This is a genomic window from Saccharopolyspora terrae, assembly GCF_004348435.1.
In the GTDB taxonomy this organism is placed as follows: domain Bacteria; phylum Actinomycetota; class Actinomycetes; order Mycobacteriales; family Pseudonocardiaceae; genus Saccharopolyspora; species Saccharopolyspora endophytica.
Window position 1 is genome coordinate 80,690 of record NZ_SMKS01000012.1, and the last position, 19,839, is coordinate 100,528.

The 19,839-nt window shown below is 70.0% G+C and carries 18 protein-coding genes; 6 read left to right on the plus strand and 12 right to left on the minus strand.

The window, feature by feature from the left end:
- Positions 1 to 3: 3 nt before the first annotated feature.
- Genes E1181_RS10400 through E1181_RS10410 form a run of 3 tightly spaced genes read left to right on the plus strand, consistent with a single transcriptional unit; the run spans position 4 to position 2,834 of the window.
- Positions 4 to 1,032, plus strand: a complete 1,029-nt coding sequence (locus E1181_RS10400) for a quaternary amine ABC transporter ATP-binding protein (RefSeq protein ID WP_132673775.1) — start codon at positions 4 to 6, stop codon at positions 1,030 to 1,032.
- A complete protein-coding gene (locus E1181_RS10405; protein ID WP_132673776.1) occupies positions 1,025 to 1,912 on the plus strand; it encodes an ABC transporter permease in 888 nt (295 codons plus the stop codon). Before E1181_RS10400 ends, E1181_RS10405 begins: the two co-directional genes overlap by 8 nt.
- 58 nt (positions 1,913 to 1,970) lie before the next feature.
- The gene (locus E1181_RS10410) at positions 1,971 to 2,834 is read left to right on the plus strand and encodes a glycine betaine ABC transporter substrate-binding protein (RefSeq protein WP_235876666.1); all 864 of its coding nucleotides are present in this window, start codon (positions 1,971 to 1,973) and stop codon (positions 2,832 to 2,834) included.
- 440 nt (positions 2,835 to 3,274) lie between these two features.
- On the opposite strand, the gene E1181_RS10415 is transcribed toward E1181_RS10410, so the two are convergent.
- Positions 3,275 to 5,227, minus strand: a complete 1,953-nt coding sequence (locus E1181_RS10415) for a vWA domain-containing protein (protein WP_132673777.1) — start codon at positions 5,225 to 5,227, stop codon at positions 3,275 to 3,277.
- Positions 5,227 to 6,627 carry an ATP-binding protein gene (locus E1181_RS10420; RefSeq protein ID WP_132673778.1) on the minus strand — a complete coding sequence of 467 codons (1,401 nt, stop codon included), beginning with the start codon at positions 6,625 to 6,627 and terminating at the stop codon, positions 5,227 to 5,229. Before E1181_RS10420 ends, E1181_RS10415 begins: the two co-directional genes overlap by 1 nt.
- 120 nt (positions 6,628 to 6,747) lie before the next feature.
- Between E1181_RS10420 and E1181_RS10425 the strand changes: the two genes are divergently transcribed.
- A complete protein-coding gene (locus tag E1181_RS10425) occupies positions 6,748 to 7,989 on the plus strand; it encodes a serine hydrolase domain-containing protein (protein ID WP_132673779.1) in 1,242 nt (413 codons plus the stop codon).
- Positions 7,990 to 8,196: 207 nt separating this feature from the next.
- Here the strand turns inward: E1181_RS10425 and E1181_RS10430 are convergent, their stop codons facing one another.
- On the minus strand, positions 8,197 to 8,997 hold the full coding sequence (locus tag E1181_RS10430) for an SCO1664 family protein (protein ID WP_132673780.1): 801 nt from the start codon (positions 8,995 to 8,997) through the stop codon (positions 8,197 to 8,199).
- Between the two features lie 5 nt (positions 8,998 to 9,002).
- Complete coding sequence (locus E1181_RS10435; protein WP_132673781.1) at positions 9,003 to 9,569, minus strand: DUF3090 domain-containing protein; 567 nt, start codon at positions 9,567 to 9,569, stop codon at positions 9,003 to 9,005.
- A gap of 220 nt (positions 9,570 to 9,789) precedes the next feature.
- Here E1181_RS10435 and E1181_RS10440 point away from each other — a divergent pair, with 220 nt between their 5' ends.
- Together E1181_RS10440 and E1181_RS10445 are read left to right on the plus strand one after the other, a co-directional pair.
- On the plus strand, positions 9,790 to 10,722 hold the full coding sequence (locus E1181_RS10440) for a S66 peptidase family protein (RefSeq protein WP_132673782.1): 933 nt from the start codon (positions 9,790 to 9,792) through the stop codon (positions 10,720 to 10,722).
- Between the two features lie 35 nt (positions 10,723 to 10,757).
- Positions 10,758 to 11,387: a nucleoside/nucleotide kinase family protein gene (locus E1181_RS10445; RefSeq protein WP_132673783.1), complete on the plus strand. Its 630-nt coding sequence runs from the start codon at positions 10,758 to 10,760 to the stop codon at positions 11,385 to 11,387.
- A gap of 78 nt (positions 11,388 to 11,465) precedes the next feature.
- Here the strand turns inward: E1181_RS10445 and nikE are convergent, their stop codons facing one another.
- The 8 genes from nikE to E1181_RS10485 form a co-directional block, all read right to left on the minus strand.
- Complete coding sequence (gene nikE, locus E1181_RS10450) at positions 11,466 to 13,046, minus strand: nickel ABC transporter ATP-binding protein NikE (protein ID WP_132673784.1); 1,581 nt, start codon at positions 13,044 to 13,046, stop codon at positions 11,466 to 11,468.
- The gene (locus E1181_RS10455) at positions 13,043 to 13,942 is read right to left on the minus strand and encodes an ABC transporter permease (RefSeq protein WP_132673785.1); all 900 of its coding nucleotides are present in this window, start codon (positions 13,940 to 13,942) and stop codon (positions 13,043 to 13,045) included. Before E1181_RS10455 ends, nikE begins: the two co-directional genes overlap by 4 nt.
- Entirely contained in the window at positions 13,939 to 14,967 is a 1,029-nt protein-coding gene (locus tag E1181_RS10460; protein WP_207922099.1) for an ABC transporter permease, read from the minus strand. Before E1181_RS10460 ends, E1181_RS10455 begins: the two co-directional genes overlap by 4 nt.
- 13 nt (positions 14,968 to 14,980) lie before the next feature.
- Positions 14,981 to 16,774 carry an ABC transporter substrate-binding protein gene (locus tag E1181_RS10465; protein ID WP_132673787.1) on the minus strand — a complete coding sequence of 598 codons (1,794 nt, stop codon included), beginning with the start codon at positions 16,772 to 16,774 and terminating at the stop codon, positions 14,981 to 14,983.
- A gap of 254 nt (positions 16,775 to 17,028) precedes the next feature.
- A complete protein-coding gene (locus tag E1181_RS10470; RefSeq protein ID WP_132673788.1) occupies positions 17,029 to 17,751 on the minus strand; it encodes an Imm1 family immunity protein in 723 nt (240 codons plus the stop codon).
- Between the two features lie 125 nt (positions 17,752 to 17,876).
- A complete protein-coding gene (locus E1181_RS10475) occupies positions 17,877 to 18,503 on the minus strand; it encodes a TetR/AcrR family transcriptional regulator (protein WP_132673789.1) in 627 nt (208 codons plus the stop codon).
- Between the two features lie 125 nt (positions 18,504 to 18,628).
- Entirely contained in the window at positions 18,629 to 19,465 is an 837-nt protein-coding gene (locus tag E1181_RS10480) for an enoyl-CoA hydratase/isomerase family protein (RefSeq protein WP_235876667.1), read from the minus strand.
- 25 nt (positions 19,466 to 19,490) lie between these two features.
- Positions 19,491 to 19,700 carry a helix-turn-helix domain-containing protein gene (locus E1181_RS10485; RefSeq protein WP_093260265.1) on the minus strand — a complete coding sequence of 70 codons (210 nt, stop codon included), beginning with the start codon at positions 19,698 to 19,700 and terminating at the stop codon, positions 19,491 to 19,493.
- Between the last annotated feature and the right edge of the window lie 139 nt (positions 19,701 to 19,839).

The window sequence follows — 19,839 nt, forward strand, 5'->3', positions numbered from 1 at the left end:
TCGGTGAGTTCGGTACGCGTTGAACGGCTGTACAAGATTTTCGGGCCACAACCGGCCGAGAAGGTCCGGCTCCTGAAGCAGGGCTCCGATCCGGCGGACCTCGTGGCCGGCGGGACGACGGCCGCAGTCGTGGACGCCACCTTCACGGTCGCCGAGGGCGAGACCTTCGTGGTGATGGGGCTGTCCGGTTCGGGCAAGTCGACGCTCATCCGCATGGTCAACGGCCTGCTCGCGCCCACCGACGGCGCGGTGTTCGTCGACGACGTCGACGTCACCCACATGAGCACCCGCGAGCTGCGCACCGTGCGGCAGCAGAAGATGAGCATGGTCTTCCAGCACTTCGCGCTGTTCCCGCACCGCACGGTGCTCGACAACGCCGGCTACGGCCTGCGCGTGCGGGGCACCGACGAGCGGGAGATCATCGAGCGCGCGGGCGAGGCGCTGCGGCTGGTCGGGCTCCAGGGCTGGGAGCAGCGCTACCCGCAGCAGCTCTCCGGCGGGATGCGCCAGCGCGTCGGGCTGGCCCGCGCGCTGGCCACGGGCACCGACGTGCTGCTCATGGACGAAGCGTTCAGCGCCCTGGACCCGCTGATCAAGCGCGAGATGCAGGACCAGCTGCTGGAGCTCAACGCGCAGCTGGCCAAGACCATCATCTTCATCACCCACGATCTCAACGAGGCGATGCGGCTGGGCGACCGGATCGCGGTGATGCGCGCGGGCCGGATCGTGCAGATCGGCACCGCCGAGGACATCCTGCGCGCGCCGGCCGACGACTACGTGGCCGAGTTCGTCCAGGACGTCGACCGCAGCCGCGTGCTCACCGCGGCGGCCATCGCCGACCGGGACGCCACGCCCGCCGACGGAGCCGTCCCGGTCCCCGGATCGACCCCGCTGAAGGACCTGTTCGCGCTGATGAGCGACCGCGCCGAACCGCTCCTGGTGGTCGATGAACGGCAGCGGCCGCTGGGGGTGGTCACCCCCGCCGCGGTGTTCGCGGCGCTGAGCCACCGGGAGGAGACCTCCGATGCTTGATCCGGTTCTGCTCACCCAGCTGCCCAGGGTGCCGCTCGGTGACGCGTTCCAGGCCGTCGTGGAGTGGCTGAACAACAACATCGGCCCGGTCTTCGACTTCATCGAGCTGGTGGTCAGCGGCGCTGTCGCCGGCCTGACGGCCGCGCTGACCTGGTTGCCGGACCTGGTCATGGTGCTGGTGTTCACCGCGCTGGCGTGGTGGTTGCGCAGCTGGCGGTTCGCGCTGTTCAGCCTGATCGGGTTCGGCCTGATCGCCAGCATCGAGGAGTTCGACCCGGCGATGGAGACCCTGGGGCTGGTGCTGGTCTCCAGCGCGCTGGCGGTGCTGATCGGCATCCCGATCGGGATCCTGGCCGCGCGCAACCAGAAGGTCAGCCACGTGGTGCGGCCGGTGCTGGACCTGATGCAGACCTTGCCCGCGTTCGTGTACCTGGTGCCGGTCATCGTGTTCTTCAACATCGGTGTCGTGCCCGGCGTGGTGGCGACGGTGATCTTCTCGCTGCCGCCGGGCGTCCGGCTCACCGAGCTCGGCATCCGGCAGGTCGACTCCGAGGTCGTGGAAGCGGGTGAGGCGTTCGGCGCGCGAACCGGTCAGATCCTCACCGGGATCCAGCTGCCGCTGGCGATGCCGTCGATCATGGCCGGCATCAACCAGGTGATCATGCTGTCGCTGTCGATGGTGGTCATCGCGGGCATGGTCGGTGCCCCCGGACTGGGCACCAACATCTACGAGGCCGTCACCCGGGTCCAGCTGGGGCAGGGTTTCGAGGCCGGTTTGTCGGTGGTGATCCTCGCCGTCTACCTGGACCGGATCACCGCGGTGCTGTCGGACCGCTCGCCGGTCGCGCGGGCGGAGCGGAAGGCGGCCAAGACCGGATGAGCCCCGGCCTTGACCAGAAGGGCAGATGATGATGTCGCACAGCAGGACCAGACGGCTCTTGGCGCTGTTGGCCGCATTGGCCGCGACGTTGTCCCTGGCCGCCGGTTGCGGCGGGCGGGAGGCGCAGACAGGGCAAGAGGCCAAGCAGATCAACATCGGGTACATCGCGTGGGACGAGGACATCGCGGTCACCTACCTCTACAAGGAACTCCTCGAACGCCGCGGCTACACGGTCAACGCGACCGAGCTGGAGGCCGGCCCGATCTACGCCGGTCTGGCGCAGGGCAACCCGGACCTGTTCCTGGACGGGTGGCTGCCGTCCACGCACGAGGACTACTGGAAGCAGTACGGCCCGCAGCTGGAGGACCTGGGCGTGTGGTACGACCAGGCCACGCTCAACATCGCCGTGCCCAACTACATGACCGACGTCAACTCGATCGCCGATCTCAAGGGCAAGGGCGCAGAGCTGGGCGGGACCGTCACCGGGATCGACCCCGGCGCCGGGCTGAGCCGCACCACCAAGGAGGCGCTGCCCGCGTACGGCCTGCAGGGCGAGTTCACGCTGCAGACGTCCTCGACCACGGCGATGCTCGCCGCGCTGCAGAAGGCGACCGACGAGAGGAAGCCGATCGTCGTGACGCTGTGGCACCCGCACTGGGCCTACGCCCGCTACCCCATCAAGGACCTGCAGGACCCGCTGGGAGCGATGGGCGCGGCCGAGCAGATCCACGCCATCGGGCGCAAGGGCTTCAGCCAGGACTTCCCCGAGGTCACCGACATGGTCAAGAAGTTCAGGCTGACCGACCAGCAGCTGGCGAGCCTGGAGAACGAGATCAACAGCGCGGCCAAGGGCCAGGAGCAGGCTGCGGCGAAGAAGTGGGCCGATGCGAACCCTGACGTGATCAGGTCGTTCGCGGGCTGAGGCACCGCTCCTCGGGTGGCCGGTGGGAGCTTCCCACCGGCCACTTCTCCGCGATGATCACCTGCGGCGAGCGCGGGCCCTCGACGAACGGGCTGGTCGCGGCCGTCACACCGATTCGCCGGCCGCGGATCCCTCCTCCGCGGCCGGTGAATGGCGCGCGATCGCAGCGACTTTCACCGACGATCACCGGAACGTGCGATGGCGATTCGCTCGCATTTTCGAATCCTCGGGTGCACCATTGGCACATGAGTTCGAACAGGACGCCTCGGCCCAGAAACGCCCGATCGACGATCCGACGCCTCGTCCCACGACGGAACGACGGAGAGCCGGAGCCAACCTGACCACGACCGGTGTTCGACAACCGGTGGCCGATGCCGCCCCAACATGCCCCAGCGGCGCTTGTTCTTTGACAACTCCAGAGTGGGAAAACCAGCGACCGCTCAACGACGGCGCTTGGTGCGGAGGTAGTCGCCTACGACCGCCGCACCGAGCCCGTCGGAATCCGGGGCGAGGACCCGGCCTCCGCCGCGCTTGGCGACGACGTCGACGAACGCGGCGAGGCTGGGGTCCTCCCCCAGCATGAACACGCTCAGGGTGGTGCCCAACCGCTGCAACGCGTCCACTTCGGACAACGTGACGCTGAGCGTGTGCGGGCTGGGCGGGTACTGGAACACCGCTTCGCCGTCGGGTTCCAGGTGCGCGGTGGGCTCGCCGTCGGTGATCACCAGCACCACCGGCTGCGCGTCCGAGTGCCTGCGCAGGTGCCGACCGGCCAGCAGCAGCGCGTGGTGCAGGTTCGTGCCCTGCTCCCACACGCCTTCCAGCGCCGCGAGCTCGCCGACGTCCACAGTGGACGCGTAGCGGCCGAAGGTGACCAGCTGCAGGGCGTCCGAGCGGAACCGCGTCGCGACCAGGTGGTGCAGCGCCAAGGCGGTGCGCTTCATCGGCACCCACCGACCGTCCTGCACCATCGACCACGAGGTGTCCACGCACAGCACCACCGCCGAGCGGGAGCGCTGCTCGGTCTCGGAGACCTCCAGGTCGGAGATGTCGAGCATCGGCGAGTTCTCGCCCTCGGCCGCGCGGCGCAGCACCGCGTTGCGGACCGTGCGGACCGCGTCCCAGGGCTCCGCGTCGCCGTAGGTCCACGGCCTGGTCGTGCCCGTCAGCTCCCCGGCAGCTCCTGCGCGGTCGGTGTCGCGCTCGCCCCTGCGGGTCCGCAGCTGCGAGACGACCGATTGCAGGGCGTTCTCCCCGAGCCTGCGCATCGCGCGGGGGCTCAACCGCAGGCTGCCGTCCGGTGCGCGCTGCAGCAGCCCCTGATCGCGCAGCTGGCGCTCGATGTCCGACAGGCGTTGGGCGTCGACGACGGCCTGCGGGCCGAGCTGGCGCTGCAGGGCCTCCAGGTCGATGTCCTCCAGGCTCGCGCCCGGGTACGACTGGCCCAGCTGCTCGGCCAGTCGATCCATCTCGCCCAGTTCGGCCATCGCCGCGGTGGCCTCGGCCATGCCCATCGGCTGGTCACCGCGGAAGCGCGCCCGGCCGTTCCAGTCCTCGCCGGGGCGCAACCCCTGCAGCTGGCGGTCGATCTGCTGCAACGCCTGCGCGATGCGGGGATCGCCGAAAGCCTGCTGGGACAAGGCCATCAGCTCGTCGCGCTGCTGCTCGCTCATCGAGTTGAGCATCCGCTGCGCGGCCGCCGACCGCGCCGCCAAGGCGTCGATCAGCTCGTCCACGTCGCGCGGGTTCTCCGGGAAGGACTCGCCGTGCCGTCCCATGAACTCGTCGAACTTCGACCGGATGTCCTCATCACCGCGGGCGTGCGCGGCGAGCAGGTTCGACAGGTCGTCGAGCATCTCGCGCACCCGCTCGACGTCCTCCGGCGAGACCTGCTGCATGGCCTCCTTCATGCCCTCGAAGCGCTGTTCGAGGACTTCGGTGCCCAGCATCTGCCGGATCTCCTCGAAGGTCTCGCGGGCTTCGGAGGAACGCCAGTCGTACTCCGACAGCTCGTTGACCTGACCGGCCACGTCCGGCGGCAGGGCGCTCAACTGCAGTTCGCGGAACCGGGCGTCCTCGGTCGTGTCGGCCGACAGCGCCAGCCGCTCCTGCTCCAGAGCGCGGTCCAGCATCCTGCGGACCTCGGAGATCGTGCCGTCCAGCCGGTGCCTGCGCTGCATCTCGCTGCGGCGCTGCCACAACCGGCGGGTCAGCTCGTCCAGGCCCGCGGAATCCCGGGTGCCGGTGCGCAGCAGCTCCTCCAGCGCCGAGCGCGGGGAGGCTCCCTCCATCACGTCCCGGCCGATCTGGTCGAGCGCCTCGCGCAGGTCGACCGGTGGCTGCAGCGGGTCCGGCCCGCCGTGCCACGCCGAGTACCGGTAGCGGGGACTCATCAGCTGTACACCGAGCGGTCGTCGTCGGAGTCCTTGCCCAGCCGCTTGGCCAGGTACAGCGATTCCAGGGCCAGCTCCACCGCGCTGGCGATGCGACCGGGCGGGTCCTCCGCGCGCACACCGGCGCGTTCGGCGACCTGGTGCAGCACCGGGAGTTCCGGGAGCGCCGTGAGCACGTCCTTGCCCGCGATCTGCTCGCCGGTGGCCACCGGGTGCCCGTCCACCACGGCGTCGGCCAGCGACTGCAGGTCCAGGCCGGCGAACAGGCCCCGCGCGGTGTCGGCGACGGACCGGCGCAGCAGGTAGCCCAGCAGCTCGTCCTCGCGGCCCTCCTCGCCGGCCTCGAACTCGATCTTGCCGCGCAGCACGGCGGGCACCGCCGCGAGGTCGACCGGTCGCGCCACGGCCGGATCCTCCCCGGTCAGCGCCGACCGGTGCAGGGCAGCGGCGGCGACGGTCTCGGCAGCTGCGATGGCGAACCGGGCGGACACGCCCGAGCGCTGGTCCACCGCGCTGGATTCGCGCAGGTGGTCCACGAAGCGGGCCAGCACCTCCAGCAGGTGGTCACCGACCTCGGCGGGCAAGTCCGCTTCCTGGCGCATCAACGACACCTCGTCGTCGATCTCCATCGGGTAGTGCGTGCGGATCTCGGCGCCGAAGCGGTCCTTGAGCGGGGTGATGATGCGCCCGCGGTTGGTGTAGTCCTCGGGGTTCGCGGTGGCGACGAGCAGCACGTCCAGCGGCAACCGCAGGCTGTAGCCGCGGATCTGGATGTCGCGCTCCTCCATGACGTTCAGCAGCGCGACCTGGATCCGCTCCGCGAGGTCCGGGAGCTCGTTGATCGTCACGATGCCGCGGTGCGCGCGCGGGACGAGTCCATAGTGGATGGTCTCGGGGTCGCCCAGCGAACGCCCCTCGGCGACCTTGACCGGATCGACGTCGCCGACCAGGTCACCGACCGACGTGTCCGGAGTGGCCAGCTTCTCGACGTAGCGATCATCGCGGTGCCGCCAGGCCACCGGCAGCTCGTCGCCCAGTTCGGCTGCGCGACGCAGCGATGCGGGCGTGATCGGCCGCAGCGGGTGCTCGCCCAGCTCGGAACCCTCGATGACCGGGGTCCATTCGTCCAGCAGCGCGTGCAGACCGCGCAGCAGCCGCGTCTTGCCCTGGCCTCGCTCACCGAGCAGCACCACGTCGTGCCCTGCGATCAGGGCGCGTTCCAGCTGCGGCAGGACGGTCCGGTCGAAACCGACGATGCCGGGCCAAAGGGCCTGCCCGGAGCGCAGCGAGGTCAGCAGGTTCGCGCGCATCTCCGCCTTGATGCTGCGAGGTTGGTGGCCGCTGTTCCGCAGCTCCCCCGCCGTGCGGGGCAGCCCTGGAGGTGGGGTCGGATTCGTCACGCCTACGACGCTACTCCGCAGGAAACGTGAACGCCGCCACTGCGCCCAGGATTTCGAATGCTGGACCGGAGGAGTAGAAAACTCCAGGTAACGTCATGTCGCACAACGCGGTAGGAGGCCCTGGTGGCTCTGGAAATCGAGGTGGATCCCGGCGAGGTCGGCTTCGACGCGGCCCGGCTGCAGCGGATCGATCAGCACTTCGAGAACTACGTCACGACGGGCAAGCTGCCCGGCTGGCTGGCGCTCGTCGCGCGCCGGGGCAAGATCGCGCACCTGTCCACGCACGGAATGCGGGACGTCGAAAGCGGCAAACCGGTTGAGACGGACACGCTCTTCCGCATCTACTCGATGACCAAGCCGATCACCTCGGTCGCGGCCATGATGCTCTACGAGGAAGGCGCTTTCGAACTCACCGACCCGGTCAGCGACTTCATCCCGTCGTTCGCCGACCTGAGCGTCTACACCGGAGGACCGGCGCGCAATCCGCAGACCCGGCCGGCCACCGAGCCGATGCGGATCTGGCACCTGCTCACCCACACCGCCGGGCTCACCTACGCGTTCAACTACCTGCACCCGCTCGACGAGCTGCACCGCCGAGCCGGCTTCGAGTTCGGCATGGCACCCGACCTGGACCTGGCGGCGTGCTGCGACGCCTGGGCCGAGATCCCGCTGCTGTTCGACCCGGGCACCCGCTGGAACTACTCGGTGGCCACCGACGTGCTGGGGCGGGTCGTGGAGGTCGCCTCCGGACAGCCCCTCGACGAGTTCTTCCGCACGCGCATCCTGGATCCGCTCGGCATGACCGACACGGGCTTCCAGGTCGCCGCTGCCGACGCCGACCGGCTGGCCTCGCTGTACGCGGCGGACCCGCAGGGCAAGGCGCGGCTGCACCCCAAGCACGAGCAGATGTACGACACCGCGTTCCAGCCGCCCAAGGCCCCCTCCGGCGGCGGCGGGCTGTTCTCCTCCGCCCGCGACTACCACCGCTTCACGCAGATGCTGCTGCGTCGCGGGGAGCTGGACGGCGTGCGGCTGCTCGGTGCGCGCACGGTCGACTTCATGACCCGCAACCACCTGCCCGGCGGCGCCGACCTGGAGACGCTGGCCATGGGCGCGTTCTCCGAGGTCGCCAACGCGGGCAAGGGCTTCGGCCTCGGGTTCTCGGTGGTCGACGACCCGCTCGCGGCCAAGGTGCTCAGCTCGAAGGGCGAATTCGCCTGGGGCGGCCTGGCCAGCACCGCCTTCTGGGTCGACCCCGCCGAAGACCTCACGGTCCTGTTCCTGACCCAGCTGATGCCCTCAAGCACCCACCCGATCAGGCCCTACCTCCACCAACTCGTCTACCAGGCATTGGTGGACTGAGGAGCTGCATCACCAGCGGTTGCTCTGCTTGGCGGTGCGGGTAGCGGAACCTGACACGTCTTCTGGACTCCGTGCGCCACTCCTGATGCATGCCAATGCACGGCGTCGCGGCGTACTCGCCAGAAGACGTGTCAGAACCCGCAGCGGTGCCGGCTGAGTCCCACACCTGGAACAGCGGCTACCGCCAAGCAGACAGACCGCGGAGCTCTAAAAAGCAGGCCAAGGAATAGCGGGCCAGTCTCCGGAGGGTTCCGGGAAGACTCCGGCGTCGAGCAGCCGGTCGATGCGGGTGCTGACCGCCTGCACTTCCTTGATGGTGAGGTGCTCGGACAGCTGTTCGGCGAGGTCGCCCTCCATGAGGGCGCGGACCTCGCCGAGCCGCTCGAGCTCGGCTTCCGGAACGGCCTCGCCGATCCAGCCCCACAGCACGGTGCGCAGCTTGTCGTCGGTGTTGAGGCTGATGCCGTGATCGACGCCGAGCACGCGGCCGTCGGGGGCGCGCAGGATGTGCCCGCCCTTGCGGTCGGCGTTGTTGATCACGATGTCGAGCACCGCGAGACGTCGCAGCTGCTCGTGGTCGGCGTGGGCGAGCACCACCGGATCACCGTCGGGGTCCTGCGCCCGCAGCACCTGCCGCCAGCCCTCGCGCACCTCGCTGGGGTGCGTGATGTCGACCAGCTGCGCGTCCTCGTCGGCGACCTCGTCGATCCACAGCTGCACCATGCCGGGCCCGAACGGCCCGTTGCGCAGCAGCGTCGGCGGGATCAGGTTCCAGCCGGTGGCCTCCGACAGCAGGTAGGACGACACCTCGCGACCGGCCAGCGTGCCGTCCGGGAAGTCCCACAGCGGGCGCTCGCCGCGCACCGGCTTGTAGACGCACTCGCCGGAGACCCCGTCGAGCTCGACCGAGCAGAACAGCGTCGCGTTGGACGCCTCCACGAGGCGGCCCTGGATCTCCAGATGCCCGTGCCGCAGCAGCTCGCAGGTCGCGGGCTCCTCGACGGCCACGGGCCTCAGACCTCTTCCGAGCGGCGGTAGCCGTTCTGGCGGGGGCAGATGTGCCCGGCCGGGTCGAGCGGTTCGCTGCACAGCGGGCAGGGCTTGCGGCCGGCGTTGATGACCCGTTCGGCGCGTTCGGCGAAGGCCCGGGCGTGCACCGGGCTGAGGAACACGCGCAGCGCGTCGGGCCCCTCCTCGGTGTCGTCGAGCACCACGGACTCGTCGATCTCCTCCTCGGTGACCGCGAGCAGCTCGACGACGACGGCCTCGGACTCGGCGTCCCAGCCCAGCCCCATCGTGCCGACGCGGAACTCCTCGTCGACCGGCACCGCGAGCGGTTCGGTGTCGACGAGGTCCTCGGGCGTGCGACCGGGCAGGTCAGCGTCGAACCGGCGCTGCACCTCGTCGAGGAGCGCGCCGATCCGCTCGGCGAGAACCGAGACCTGTTGCTTTTCCAATTGCACGCTCACCGTGCGGACGTCCTCGGACGCCTGCAGGTAGAAGGTGCGCTCACCGGGTTCCCCGACCGTTCCGGCGACGAATCGGTCGGGTTGGCGGAAGACGTGGATGACACGAGCCATGACCCCTCCGACATTAGGCCACCGCGTGCACGTCCTGCGCGGCTGGCCCCCGTTTTGTTCATCACCTTTCCGCACAACGCGGTGACCTGCGACGAACAGTCCCGCCGGGACGATGTTCCCGCCGTGTTCGCTGTAGGTGAACTGCGGCGCGTTGTCCTGACTGCCGATACGCTCGCGGCAAGATCAGGGGTGTTCGAACGGACCCGGATGGAGCACGCCGATGAGCATGCGCGAACTGACCCGGCCGCCGAGGCTGCAGCGGGGTGACACGGTGGCGCTGGTCGCCCCGGCCGGACCGGTGCCCGAAGAGCTGCTGGAGGCGGGGCTCGCCCAGTTGCGCGCCTGGGAGCTCGACGTCCGCGTCGGCAAGCACGTCCTGGACCGCCACCCCCGCCTGGACTACCTGGCGGGCACCGACGCGGACCGGGCGGCCGACCTGCAGGAGGCGTGGTGCGACCCGCAGGTCTCGGCGGTGTTCTGCGCCCGCGGCGGCTACGGCTGCCTGCGCATGATCGACCACCTGGACTTCGCGGAACTGGCCAAGGCGGGCCCGAAGGTTCTGGTCGGCTCCAGCGACGTCACCGCGCTGCACGAGGTCTTCACCGCCGAGCTCGGTCTGGTCACGATCTTCGCCCCGATGGTGGCGACCAAGGCGTTCGCCCACGACGAGAAGGCGCGCGGCCACCTGCGGCGCACCCTGTTCGAGCCGCAGGGCGTGACCATACTGACCGGTCGCAGCGCGCAGACCATGGTTCCCGGGCGCGCGCTGGGCGTGACCTACGGCGGCAACCTGAGCCTGCTCGCAGGCTCGCTGGGAGCGGGCGTGGCGGCTCGGCCTCCGGAACGCGGCATCGCGCTGCTGGAGGACGTCACCGAGGAGCCCTACCGCCTGGACCGCTTCCTGATCCAGCTCATCCGGGCCGGTTTCTTCCAGGGCGCCACCGGGATCGCACTGGGATCGTGGACCGACTGCGGCCCGCCGGGCGAGGTGTACGCGATGCTGGAGAACCTGCTGGGCGGCCTCGGAGTGCCGATCCTCTGGGAGCTGGGTTTCGGCCACTGCGAAGCCCAGCGCACGGTCCCCCTCGGCGTTGCCGCGGAACTCGACGCCGATGCCCAGCGCCTCTCCATCCTCCAGCCGGCGCTGCGCTGAGTACGGAGCCGGACCGCGCTTGATAGCTTCGGGATGTGCGTGTCCGGCCGATCTCCCCGCAAGCCCTGGTCGACGAGGTGGTGGAGCGCGTTGACGCCATCGCAGGGCGGTGGGCCCGGGTGGCCGTCGACGGTGCTCCGGCCGCGGGCACCGGTGATCTCGCCGATCGCCTGGTGTCCCCGCTGAGGGAACGCGGCCGCGAGGCGGTCCGGGTGCGCGCGACGGACTACCTACGCCCGGCATCGGTGCGCCTGGAGTACGGCCACCACGACCCGGATTCCTACTACCTGTCCTGGTTCGACACCACGGGGCTGGCACGCGAGGTCCTCACACCGCTGGCCGCGAGCGGCACCGGCCAGGTGCTGCCCGCGCTGTGGGACCCGGAGGCGGACCGGTCCCCTCGCCTGAACCGCGTGGCGCTGCCGGAACGGGGCGTGGCCATCGTGGACGGACCGCTGCTTCAGGGCGTCGGACTCGACTTCGACCTGGTCGTGCACCTGTGGCTCTCCGACGCCGCGCTGCACCGGAACACACCGGAGGACCAGCGCTGGACGCTGCCCGCGTTCAAGCGCTACACCGAGGAGGTCGACCCCACCGGGCTGGCCGACCTCGTGGTCCGCGTCGACCACCCCGACCGGCCCGCGATCATCGACAGCTTCGAGTAGGAGCGGCGGTGGCCGCTGCTCCAGGTGCGGCCCCTCAGGTTCCGCCACCCGCACGGCCGAGCGAGGTGATCACCGACCTCACGCCACGCGCCGGGTCGTGGTCGGCACCGCTGCGAGGAGCGTCTTGGTGTAGTCGTGCTGCGGATCGAGCAGGACCTGCTCGACGGTGCCGAGCTCGACGATCTCGCCCTGGTACATGACCGCGACGCGGTCGGCGATGTTCCAGGCGAGACCGAGGTCGTGGGTGATGACCAGCGTCGACAGCCCCCTGTCCACGCGCAGCCCGAGCAGCAGCGAGAGGATCTCGCCGCGCACCGTGGCGTCCAGCGAGGCGACCGGCTCGTCTGCGATGAGGACCTCCGGCTCCAGCACCAGGGCGCCCGCGATGACGACGCGCTGGCGCTGACCGCCCGAGAGCTGCTGCGGGAAGCGGGAGAAGAACTTCTCCGCCGGTCGCAGTTCCGCGGCTTCCAGGGCGGCGGACACCCGGCCGACCTCGTCGTCGGTGATGCCGTGGATCCTCAGCCCCTCGGCTACCGCCTCGTAGACGGTGTGCCGCGGGTTGAGGGCACCGGTGGGGTCCTGCAGGACCAGCTGGACCTTGCGGCGGTAGTCGCGCAACGCCGCCGCCCCGGCGGGCAGCGGAACACCGTTGAACCGCACCGCACCGCCGGTGGGGCGCTGCAGGCCGAGCAACGTGCGCGCCAGCGTGGTCTTGCCGGAGCCGGACTGCCCGACCAGCGCCACGATCTCGTTGGCGCCGACCGCGAGGTCCACCCCGCGCACCGCGCGCACGGCCTGACCGGACCGGCTGCGGAAGGTCACCGCGACGCCGTCGGCGGCCAGCAGCGGCTCACCAGCGGACCCGCCCTCGGTGAGGCGGAACCGCGGATCGCCCACCGTCGGGAACGCGTCGGCCAAAGCCCTGCTGTGCTCGTGCTGCGGTCGGCTCATGACCTGCTCGGTCGGCCCGTGCTCGACGACCTCGCCCCGGTACATCACCGCCAGCCGGGAGCAGGTCGCCGACAGCACCGACAGGTCGTGGCTGATCACGACCAGCGCGATGCCGCGTTCGGCGACCAGGCGCTTGAGCAGGTCCAGCACCTGCGCCTGCACCACGACGTCCAGCGCCGTGGTGGGTTCGTCGGCGATGACCAGCCGGGGGTCGCACGCCAGCGCCATGGCGATCATGACGCGCTGCTTCTGCCCGCCGGAGAGCTCGTGCGGGTAGGCGCCCGCGCGGTCGGCGGGCAGCTCGACCTGAGCCAGCAGCTCGGCGACCCGCTCGCTCAGATCGCCCTTTCCGCCGTGCAGCCGGATCGGCTCGGCGATCTGCTCACCGATGGTGCGCACAGGGTTCAGCGCGTGCATCGCCCCCTGGAACACCACCGAGGCACCGGCCCAGCGGACCGCGCGCAATCGGCCGAAGCTCATCTCGCGGACGTCCTCGCCGTCGAGCAGCACCTCACCGTCGACGCGGGCGGTGCGCGGCAGCAACCGCAGCACCGACATCGCCACGCTCGTCTTGCCGCACCCCGATTCCCCGGCCAGGCCGAGGGTTTCGCCCGCTTCCAGGCTCAGGTTCACCCCGGACACGGCGGGCTCGCCGGCGCCGCCGTAGGTGATCGACACGTCGCGCAGTTGCAGAATCGGACTCAACGTCGCCCCCGCAGCCTCGGGTTGAACACCGCTTCCAGCGCCCGGCCGCACAGCGTGAAACCGAGCACCACCAACACGATTCCCAGGCCGGGCGGCAGCAGGTACCACCAGGCACCGCCGGTGACCGCACCGGTGTCCATCGCCGACTTCAGCATCGTGCCCCAGGAAACCCGGCTGGGATCGCCCAGCCCGAGGAAGGACAGCGTGGATTCGGAGATGATCGAGCTGGCCACCGACAGGGTGGTGTTCGCGAACACCAGCGGCAGCACGGCGGGCAGCACGTGCTTGAAGATCACGTGCCCGTGCCCGGCTCCGAGCGCGCGGGAGCGTTCGATGTAGGGGCGGGCCTCGATGGTCAGGGTCTGGGCGCGCACCACCCGGGCCGTGTGCGGCCAGGAGGTGACGCCGATGGCGAGCACGATCGTCCACAGCCCGCGTTCCAGCACCGTCGACAGCGCGATGGCCAGCACCAGCGACGGCAACACCAGGAAGAAGTCGGTGAACCGCAGCAGGATTCGCGAGGTCCAGCCGCCGAAGTGCGCTGCGGCCACCCCGACCAGCGCACCGATCAGCACCGACAGGATCGCCGCCGACAACCCGACGACCAGCGAGACGCGCGCGCCCCACCAGGTCAGCAGCAGCACGGATCGGCCGGATTCGTCGGTGCCCAAGGGGTATTCGGCGCTGGGCGCCTGCAACGCGGCACCGGTAGCGCGGGTGACGTCCAGCCCGGTGGAGTCGGTGAGCAGCGGCGCCAGCACGGCCAGCAGCACGATCGCCGCCAGCAGCACCAGTCCCACCAGCCCTGCGCGGTCGGCCCGGAAGACCCGCCAGCCCTCGGCGAGGCTCGCCTTCCGCCGGGCGCGCACGACCTGGGTTGCGGTGGGGGCGGTCATGACTCGCGCACCCGCGGATCGATGACCCGGTAGAGCAGGTCTGCCAGCACGTTCATGACCACCACGCTTCCCGCCAGCACGATGAAGATGCCCTGCAGCAGCGGCAGGTCGGGCACCCGCAGAGCCTCGTAGGTCAGCAGCCCCAGGCCGGGCCAGGAGAACACCGTCTCCACCGTGATGGCACCGGCGACCACCAGCCCCAGCCGCAGGAAGATCAGCGTCACCGTGGGCAGCAGCGCGTTGGGCACGGCGTGCCTGCTGCGGACCAGGTCCTCGCGAAGTCCCTTGGCACGGGCGGTGGTCAGGTAGTCCTCGCCCATCTCCTCCAGCAGCGAGGAGCGCATCACCATCAGGTATTCGGCGTAGATGACCGCGAGCATCGTCAGCACCGGCAGCACCATGTGGTGCGCGACGTCGAGGATCTGCGGCAGGAGTTCCGGCGGCGTGTCGGGATCGGAGATGCCGCCGACCGGGAACAGTCCCGGGATCGGACCGACCCCGACGCCGAAGGCCATCAGCACGATCAGGCCCAGCCAGAACGTCGGCACCGACCACAGCGCCAGCGCCACCGAACTGGTGGTCTTGTCGAAGGCCCCGCCGTGCTTCCACGCCGCGCGCGAGCCCATCCACAGGCCCAGCACGATGGCCAGCACCGTGGCGGTGCCGACCAGCAGCACCGTCGGGCCGATGCGCTGCAGGATCAGCTCGCCCACCGGCCGGGTGTAGGTGTAGGAGGTGCCGAGGTCACCGCGCAGCAGGTTGCCGAGGAAGTCCAGGAACTGCTTCCAGAGCGGCTGGTCGAGACCGAGCCGTTCGCGCAGGTCCGCGATCTGCTGCGCCGTCATCGGAGCGCCGCGGGTCATGGTGCGCACCGGGTCTCCGGGCATCACGCGGAACAGGAAGAAGCCGAGCACGGCGACCAGCAGCAGGCTCACCAGCCCGCCACCGATCTTGCCGCCGACGTAGCGCAGGAGCCGGCCACCGTTGCCGGTGGCCGGTTCCTGGTCGTCCACAGTGGTCAGCAGGTCCGGCACGCGGTCACTCCCGGTCGTCCGCGGTGGCACGGCGCCGCACGACGACCACCACTCCCACCAGCACGATCACCACGACGAGCCCACCGAGGCCCCAGGCGACGGCGGTGTAGTTCGTGCCGTCGGAGCCGTTAATCGCCTCTTCGGTGGGCTCGGCGCCGTAGTAGCCCCAGTAGCCCTGCTGACCGGTGATCACGCCGTTCGCTGCCGGCTGCGTCGTGAAACCGTTGTACCGGTCGGTGCGGTAGGCCTCCAGCGAGTTGGCGTAGTACAGCACCAGCCCTGTCGCCTGGTCGTAGAACCGGGACTGCAGCTGCTTGACCAGGTCGACCCGCTTGGCCGGGTCGAACTCGGCGAGCTGCTTGCCGTACAGGTCGTCGTAGGCCGGGTCGCACTGCAGCGTGTCCGGGGTGCCGTTGCCGTCGGGCGTCGGTCGGGCGCCGCAGGTCTGCAGGCGCAGCACGTAGTCCGGGTCGGGGTTGGCCGACCAGCCGCTGATGACCATGTCGAAGTCGCCGGCGGTGGTGCGGTCGTTGAGCTGGTTGTCCGACACGGGCTGCAGCTCGACGTTGATGCCCAGGTCGGCGAGCCAGCGCTTGACGAACTCGCCGACCTGCGAGTCGGCGGCTTCGTCGCCGTGCAGCACGAAGTCGAAGTTCAGCGGTTCGCCCTGCGGCGTGCGGCGGATCCCGTCGGGCCCACGGGTGTACCCGGCCTCGTCGAGCTGGCGGTTCGCGGCGGCCGGGTCGAATCCGCGCGGCTGCGGCGGGGTCCAGTGGTAGTCGCCGAAGATCGGTGGAAGGTATCCCCCGCCGACCTGCCCGTAGCCGCCGAGAACCCGGTCGACGAGGGCCTTCCGGTCGATGGCGAGATCGATGGCCTGCCGGACCCGGACATCGGTGAGCGCGGGGTGCCCGCTGCCGATCGGCTGGTTCTCGCTGTTGGTGGCGCCGGGGTTGAGGATCATCTCGTAGAACCGGCGGCCCTGGCCCTTGACCTGCTTGATGTCGGCTTCGCCCTCCAGCGCGTCGAACTGCGCGGGGGTGAGCTTCTGGACCACGTCGAGGTCGCCCTTGCGCAGCGCCTGCACGGCGGCGTCGCTGTTCTTGAACTGGGTGAACTGCACCTCGGCGACCTTCGGCGCGCCCCGCCAGAAGTTCGGGTTGGCGGTGAGCGTGACGTCCTGCTCCGGCCGGTAACCGGTGAGCACGTAGGGGCCGCTGCCGACGACCGGCATCTGGTCGTTGGCGAAGTTCTCCACGTCGGCGACCTTGGACCACACGTGTTCGGGCACGATCGGCGCATCGATGGCCAGCATCGTGGCCTGCGGCGTCTTGGTGCGGATGACCAGCGTGGAGTCGTCCGGGGCGGAGACCTGGTCGAAGTTCTCCACGAAGTTGCCGTTGGCGGTGGACGCGGCCGGGTCGGTCATCATCCGGTTGTAGGTGTAGGCGGCGTCCCGCGCGGTGACCGGCTGACCGTCGGACCAGGTGACCCCGGGCCGGATGTGGAAGGTCCAGGTGAGCTTGTCCGGTGTGGACTCCCACCGCTCCGCCAGCTCCGGTTCCACGCCGAAGTCTTCGGTGCTGTAGGTGGTCAGCGTCGGGTAGATCACCCGGAAGATGTCCGTGGCGGCCAACGTGTAACCCAGGAACGGGTTGAGCGAGTCGATCTGCTGCTGCAGTCCGACGCGCAGCGTGGCGCCCTGCGGGCGGTCCCCGTTCTCCTGTGCCGACGCCGGTGCGGGCAGCAACGAGCCGACCAGCAACGCGGCCCCCAGCGCGACGAGTCGTCTACGCACGTGTGGCCCCCTTCGTCCTCGCGCGAATGGAAAGAAGGAACCACCTTTTCCTGCTGTTAGTCAATGCTTCACCGCGGGTTGTCGCGAACCCGCGTCACGCTCGAGCGCGAAACCGTTACCCGAACGCCGCAGATCGGGATGCCGACCCAGCGGGCGCCGAACCCGCGAGGGGCACGATCGCGTGTTCGGGCACGTCTTGCCGTGCGAGTTCCGCTACCCGCCCCGGCGGGCGAAACGACTGCGGTGAACCCGGTTTACAGGTCACCCCAGCGGGCCGGTTGCCACTGCACGCATTCGGGCTTGGCTCCGGTCCGGGTGAATTCGTCCAGGGCGGCGCGGAGTTCGCGGAACGACAGCACCGCGTTGCGCGGGAACTTCAGCGTGCTGCCCGCGTCGAACGGCAAGGCGGGCGCGTCCCCCGACGGCTGCGGGTTGCAGGTGTGCCAGGAGATCATGTCGCCTTCGACGTCCTCTTCGGTGAAGTTGAGGACCCCGAGCTCGCTCTCGGCATCGGTGACGATCCGGATCTGCTCGTACGGACCGGGCGCTTCGGGATCGGCGTGCGGCCGGTCCCAGACGTAGATGTGCCCGGCGCCCTCACCGGGCGAGCGCAGCAGCTTGTCGACGAGTTCGGCCTTGTCGTCCTCGTTCTGGGCGTAGTGCCGCTCGCCGTCGATGACCGCGGTGGTGACGGTGACGCCCAGTTCGGTGTTGCGGGCACCGACAGCCTCGGCCCGCAGACCTTCCAGGCAGGTCTTGGCCTCGGTCAACGCCCTCATCGCCGCTCCCTGGTGGTACACCAGGTCACCCCAGTACGGGTGACCGAGGACCTTGTTGAGGTCGTCGTAGACGGCGCGGGTGTCTTCGATCAGCTTGTCCAGGGCATCGACCGGTACGTCGGTCAGACGCGCGAAAACCACCGCGGGCGGTTCCAGCGGTGCGTGCGGGTCGGGCTCGTCCTGTGCTGGATTCGACATGCCTTCCCTGCATCCACTTCGATCACGGGTACCAGCGGGGGCACCCCAGGCGCAGCTCGTTCACAGTGAGGCTACCGCGAGTCATCTCTCGGTCCCGCAGCGCATCCGGTTGATCTCCGAACGGATCAACCGGCCCAGTCGCGCAGCACTTCCAGCGCCGGCTCATCGCGGGTGCCGCCGAGGGTCAGCAACGCGCGGGTGAGCCCCTCGGCGTCGTCGAGCCCGAGGTCTTCGACGAGTTCACCGGGCAGGCTGAGGGTCGACAACGCGACGCCGAGCATGCCCGCGTCGAGCAGACCCGCGCCGCGCCTGCCGATCCGGCGCCCGACCGCGGAGTGCAGCTGGACGGCGGTGTCGACGCTGGCCCGGCTGATCTCGCCGAGCGCGGTGCGCACCTCGGGGTTGCGGACGGCTTCCAGGTGCAGCTCGAACAGCGCGAGGAACTGGGAACGCGCGTTGCCCGACATGCGGCTCAGCATCGCCGCGTACAGCGCGGTGATGTCGTCGGGGCAGACGCCCTCGGGGATGTGGGCGCAGAGCGCTTCGAGCGCTGCGACGTGCCGTTCGGCGAGGTAGTGCGCAATGGCCTCGAACAGGGCGTTGCGCGTCGGGTAGTAGTTCTTGGTGGTGCCCTCCGGGACCCGCGCCTCGCGGTCGATCGCGCGATGGGTCAGCCCGCGGCCGCCGTCGCGCGCGAGCACCTCGATGGCGGCATCGGCGAGCAGTTCCCGACGGTTTCCTCGCTGCGTCATGCATCCCCTAGATCTCGCTCGAGTTGAGCAAGATCGTATCCCCGACACCACAGCGGTGGTGCGAGGGCACGCGGGGGTGTTGCAGCGCAGAGCGCTATTACGAGCCGATGATCAGCAACGGGTGATCATCGGACCACGCCGAGCTGCTGGGCGAGCTCGGTGATGCGGCGCAGTTGCGCGGCGCGCTCGGCCGCGAGCTGCTGCTCGGGATCGACGGCCTCGTCGGCCAGTGCCAGCAGCGACAACGTCTCGCGGACCGCGCCCTCCGGCGGAGCCGACACCGACTCGACCAGGGCGTCGACCGCGGCGTCCAGCCCGTCCGGGTCGACGACCTGGTTGGCCAGGCCGATCCGCATCGCTTCCTCGGCGGTGACCTCACGCCCGGTCACGCAGATCTCGACCGCGCGCGCGTAACCGACCGCGCGCACGAGCGGCAGCGTCCCGCCGAGATCGGGCACCAGCCCGAGCCCGGTCTCGGCCATCCGCAACCGCGCGTCGGTGGCCAGCACCCGCATGTCGCAGGCGAGCGCCAGCTGGAACCCGGCTCCGATCGCGTGACCCCGCACGGCAGCGATCGTGACCCGTTCCGGTTCCCGCAACCAGCTGAACGCCTGCTGGTAGCCGGCGATCTCGGCGTCGGACTGCTCGGTGGGGCGCTCGGCCAGCGCCGCCAGGCCCGGAGCGCCGTCCACCCCCTCAGGGCTGAACATCCTCCGGTCCAGTCCGGCCGAGAAAGCCCGGCCGGCTCCGCGCAGCACGACAACCCGGATCTCCGCGCTCAACGACCGGCCGATTTCCCGCAGCGCCTGCCAGGTGTGCGGGGTTTGCGCGTTGAGCTTGTCCGGGCGGTCCAGCGTGATGGTGGCACGCCGCCCGTGGATCGTGAGCCCCACACCGCCACGATCCAACAGGTCGGCGTCCACTACCGACTCCGCCAAGCGGACCTCCAGGCTGGACGGCACGACCGGGAACGGTCGGCCGTCGAGTTCACTTCTTCTTGGACCGCGTCGCGCCGCCACGGCCACGCAACTGCACGCCTGATTCGCTCAGAACCCGGTGCACGAAGCCGTAGGACCGACCGGTCGACTCCGCCAGTGCGCGGATGCTCGCCCCCTTCTCGTACTTCTTTCTCAGATCACTGGCCAGCTTGTCGCGCGCGCTTCCCGTAATGCGCGCGCCCTTCTTCAGCTCAGCCACGGTGTCCCCGCCTTCCCTCTGAGCAGGTCGGGCCTCGCGACCCCTGTCAGCGCAATGATCGAACAGGAAAGGCCCGAACGCCAGGCGATCATGGAAAAAAGATCGGCCATCGGTCGAGATGGGCACGCGGCGATCACCG

Excerpts from the sequence above, each read along its gene's own strand:
- E1181_RS10470 (WP_132673788.1), bottom strand. The coding sequence starts at position 17,751 with ATGTCGAATCCAGCACAGGACGAGCCCGACCCGCACGCACCGCTGGAA.
- E1181_RS10455 (WP_132673785.1), bottom strand. The coding sequence starts at position 13,942 with ATGACCGCCCCCACCGCAACCCAGGTCGTGCGCGCCCGGCGGAAGGCG.
- E1181_RS10435 (WP_132673781.1), bottom strand. The coding sequence starts at position 9,569 with ATGGCTCGTGTCATCCACGTCTTCCGCCAACCCGACCGATTCGTCGCC.
- E1181_RS10440 (WP_132673782.1), top strand. The coding sequence starts at position 9,790 with ATGAGCATGCGCGAACTGACCCGGCCGCCGAGGCTGCAGCGGGGTGAC.
- E1181_RS10415 (WP_132673777.1), bottom strand. The coding sequence starts at position 5,227 with ATGAGTCCCCGCTACCGGTACTCGGCGTGGCACGGCGGGCCGGACCCG.
- E1181_RS10475 (WP_132673789.1), bottom strand. The coding sequence starts at position 18,503 with ATGACGCAGCGAGGAAACCGTCGGGAACTGCTCGCCGATGCCGCCATC.
- E1181_RS10405 (WP_132673776.1), top strand. The coding sequence starts at position 1,025 with ATGCTTGATCCGGTTCTGCTCACCCAGCTGCCCAGGGTGCCGCTCGGT.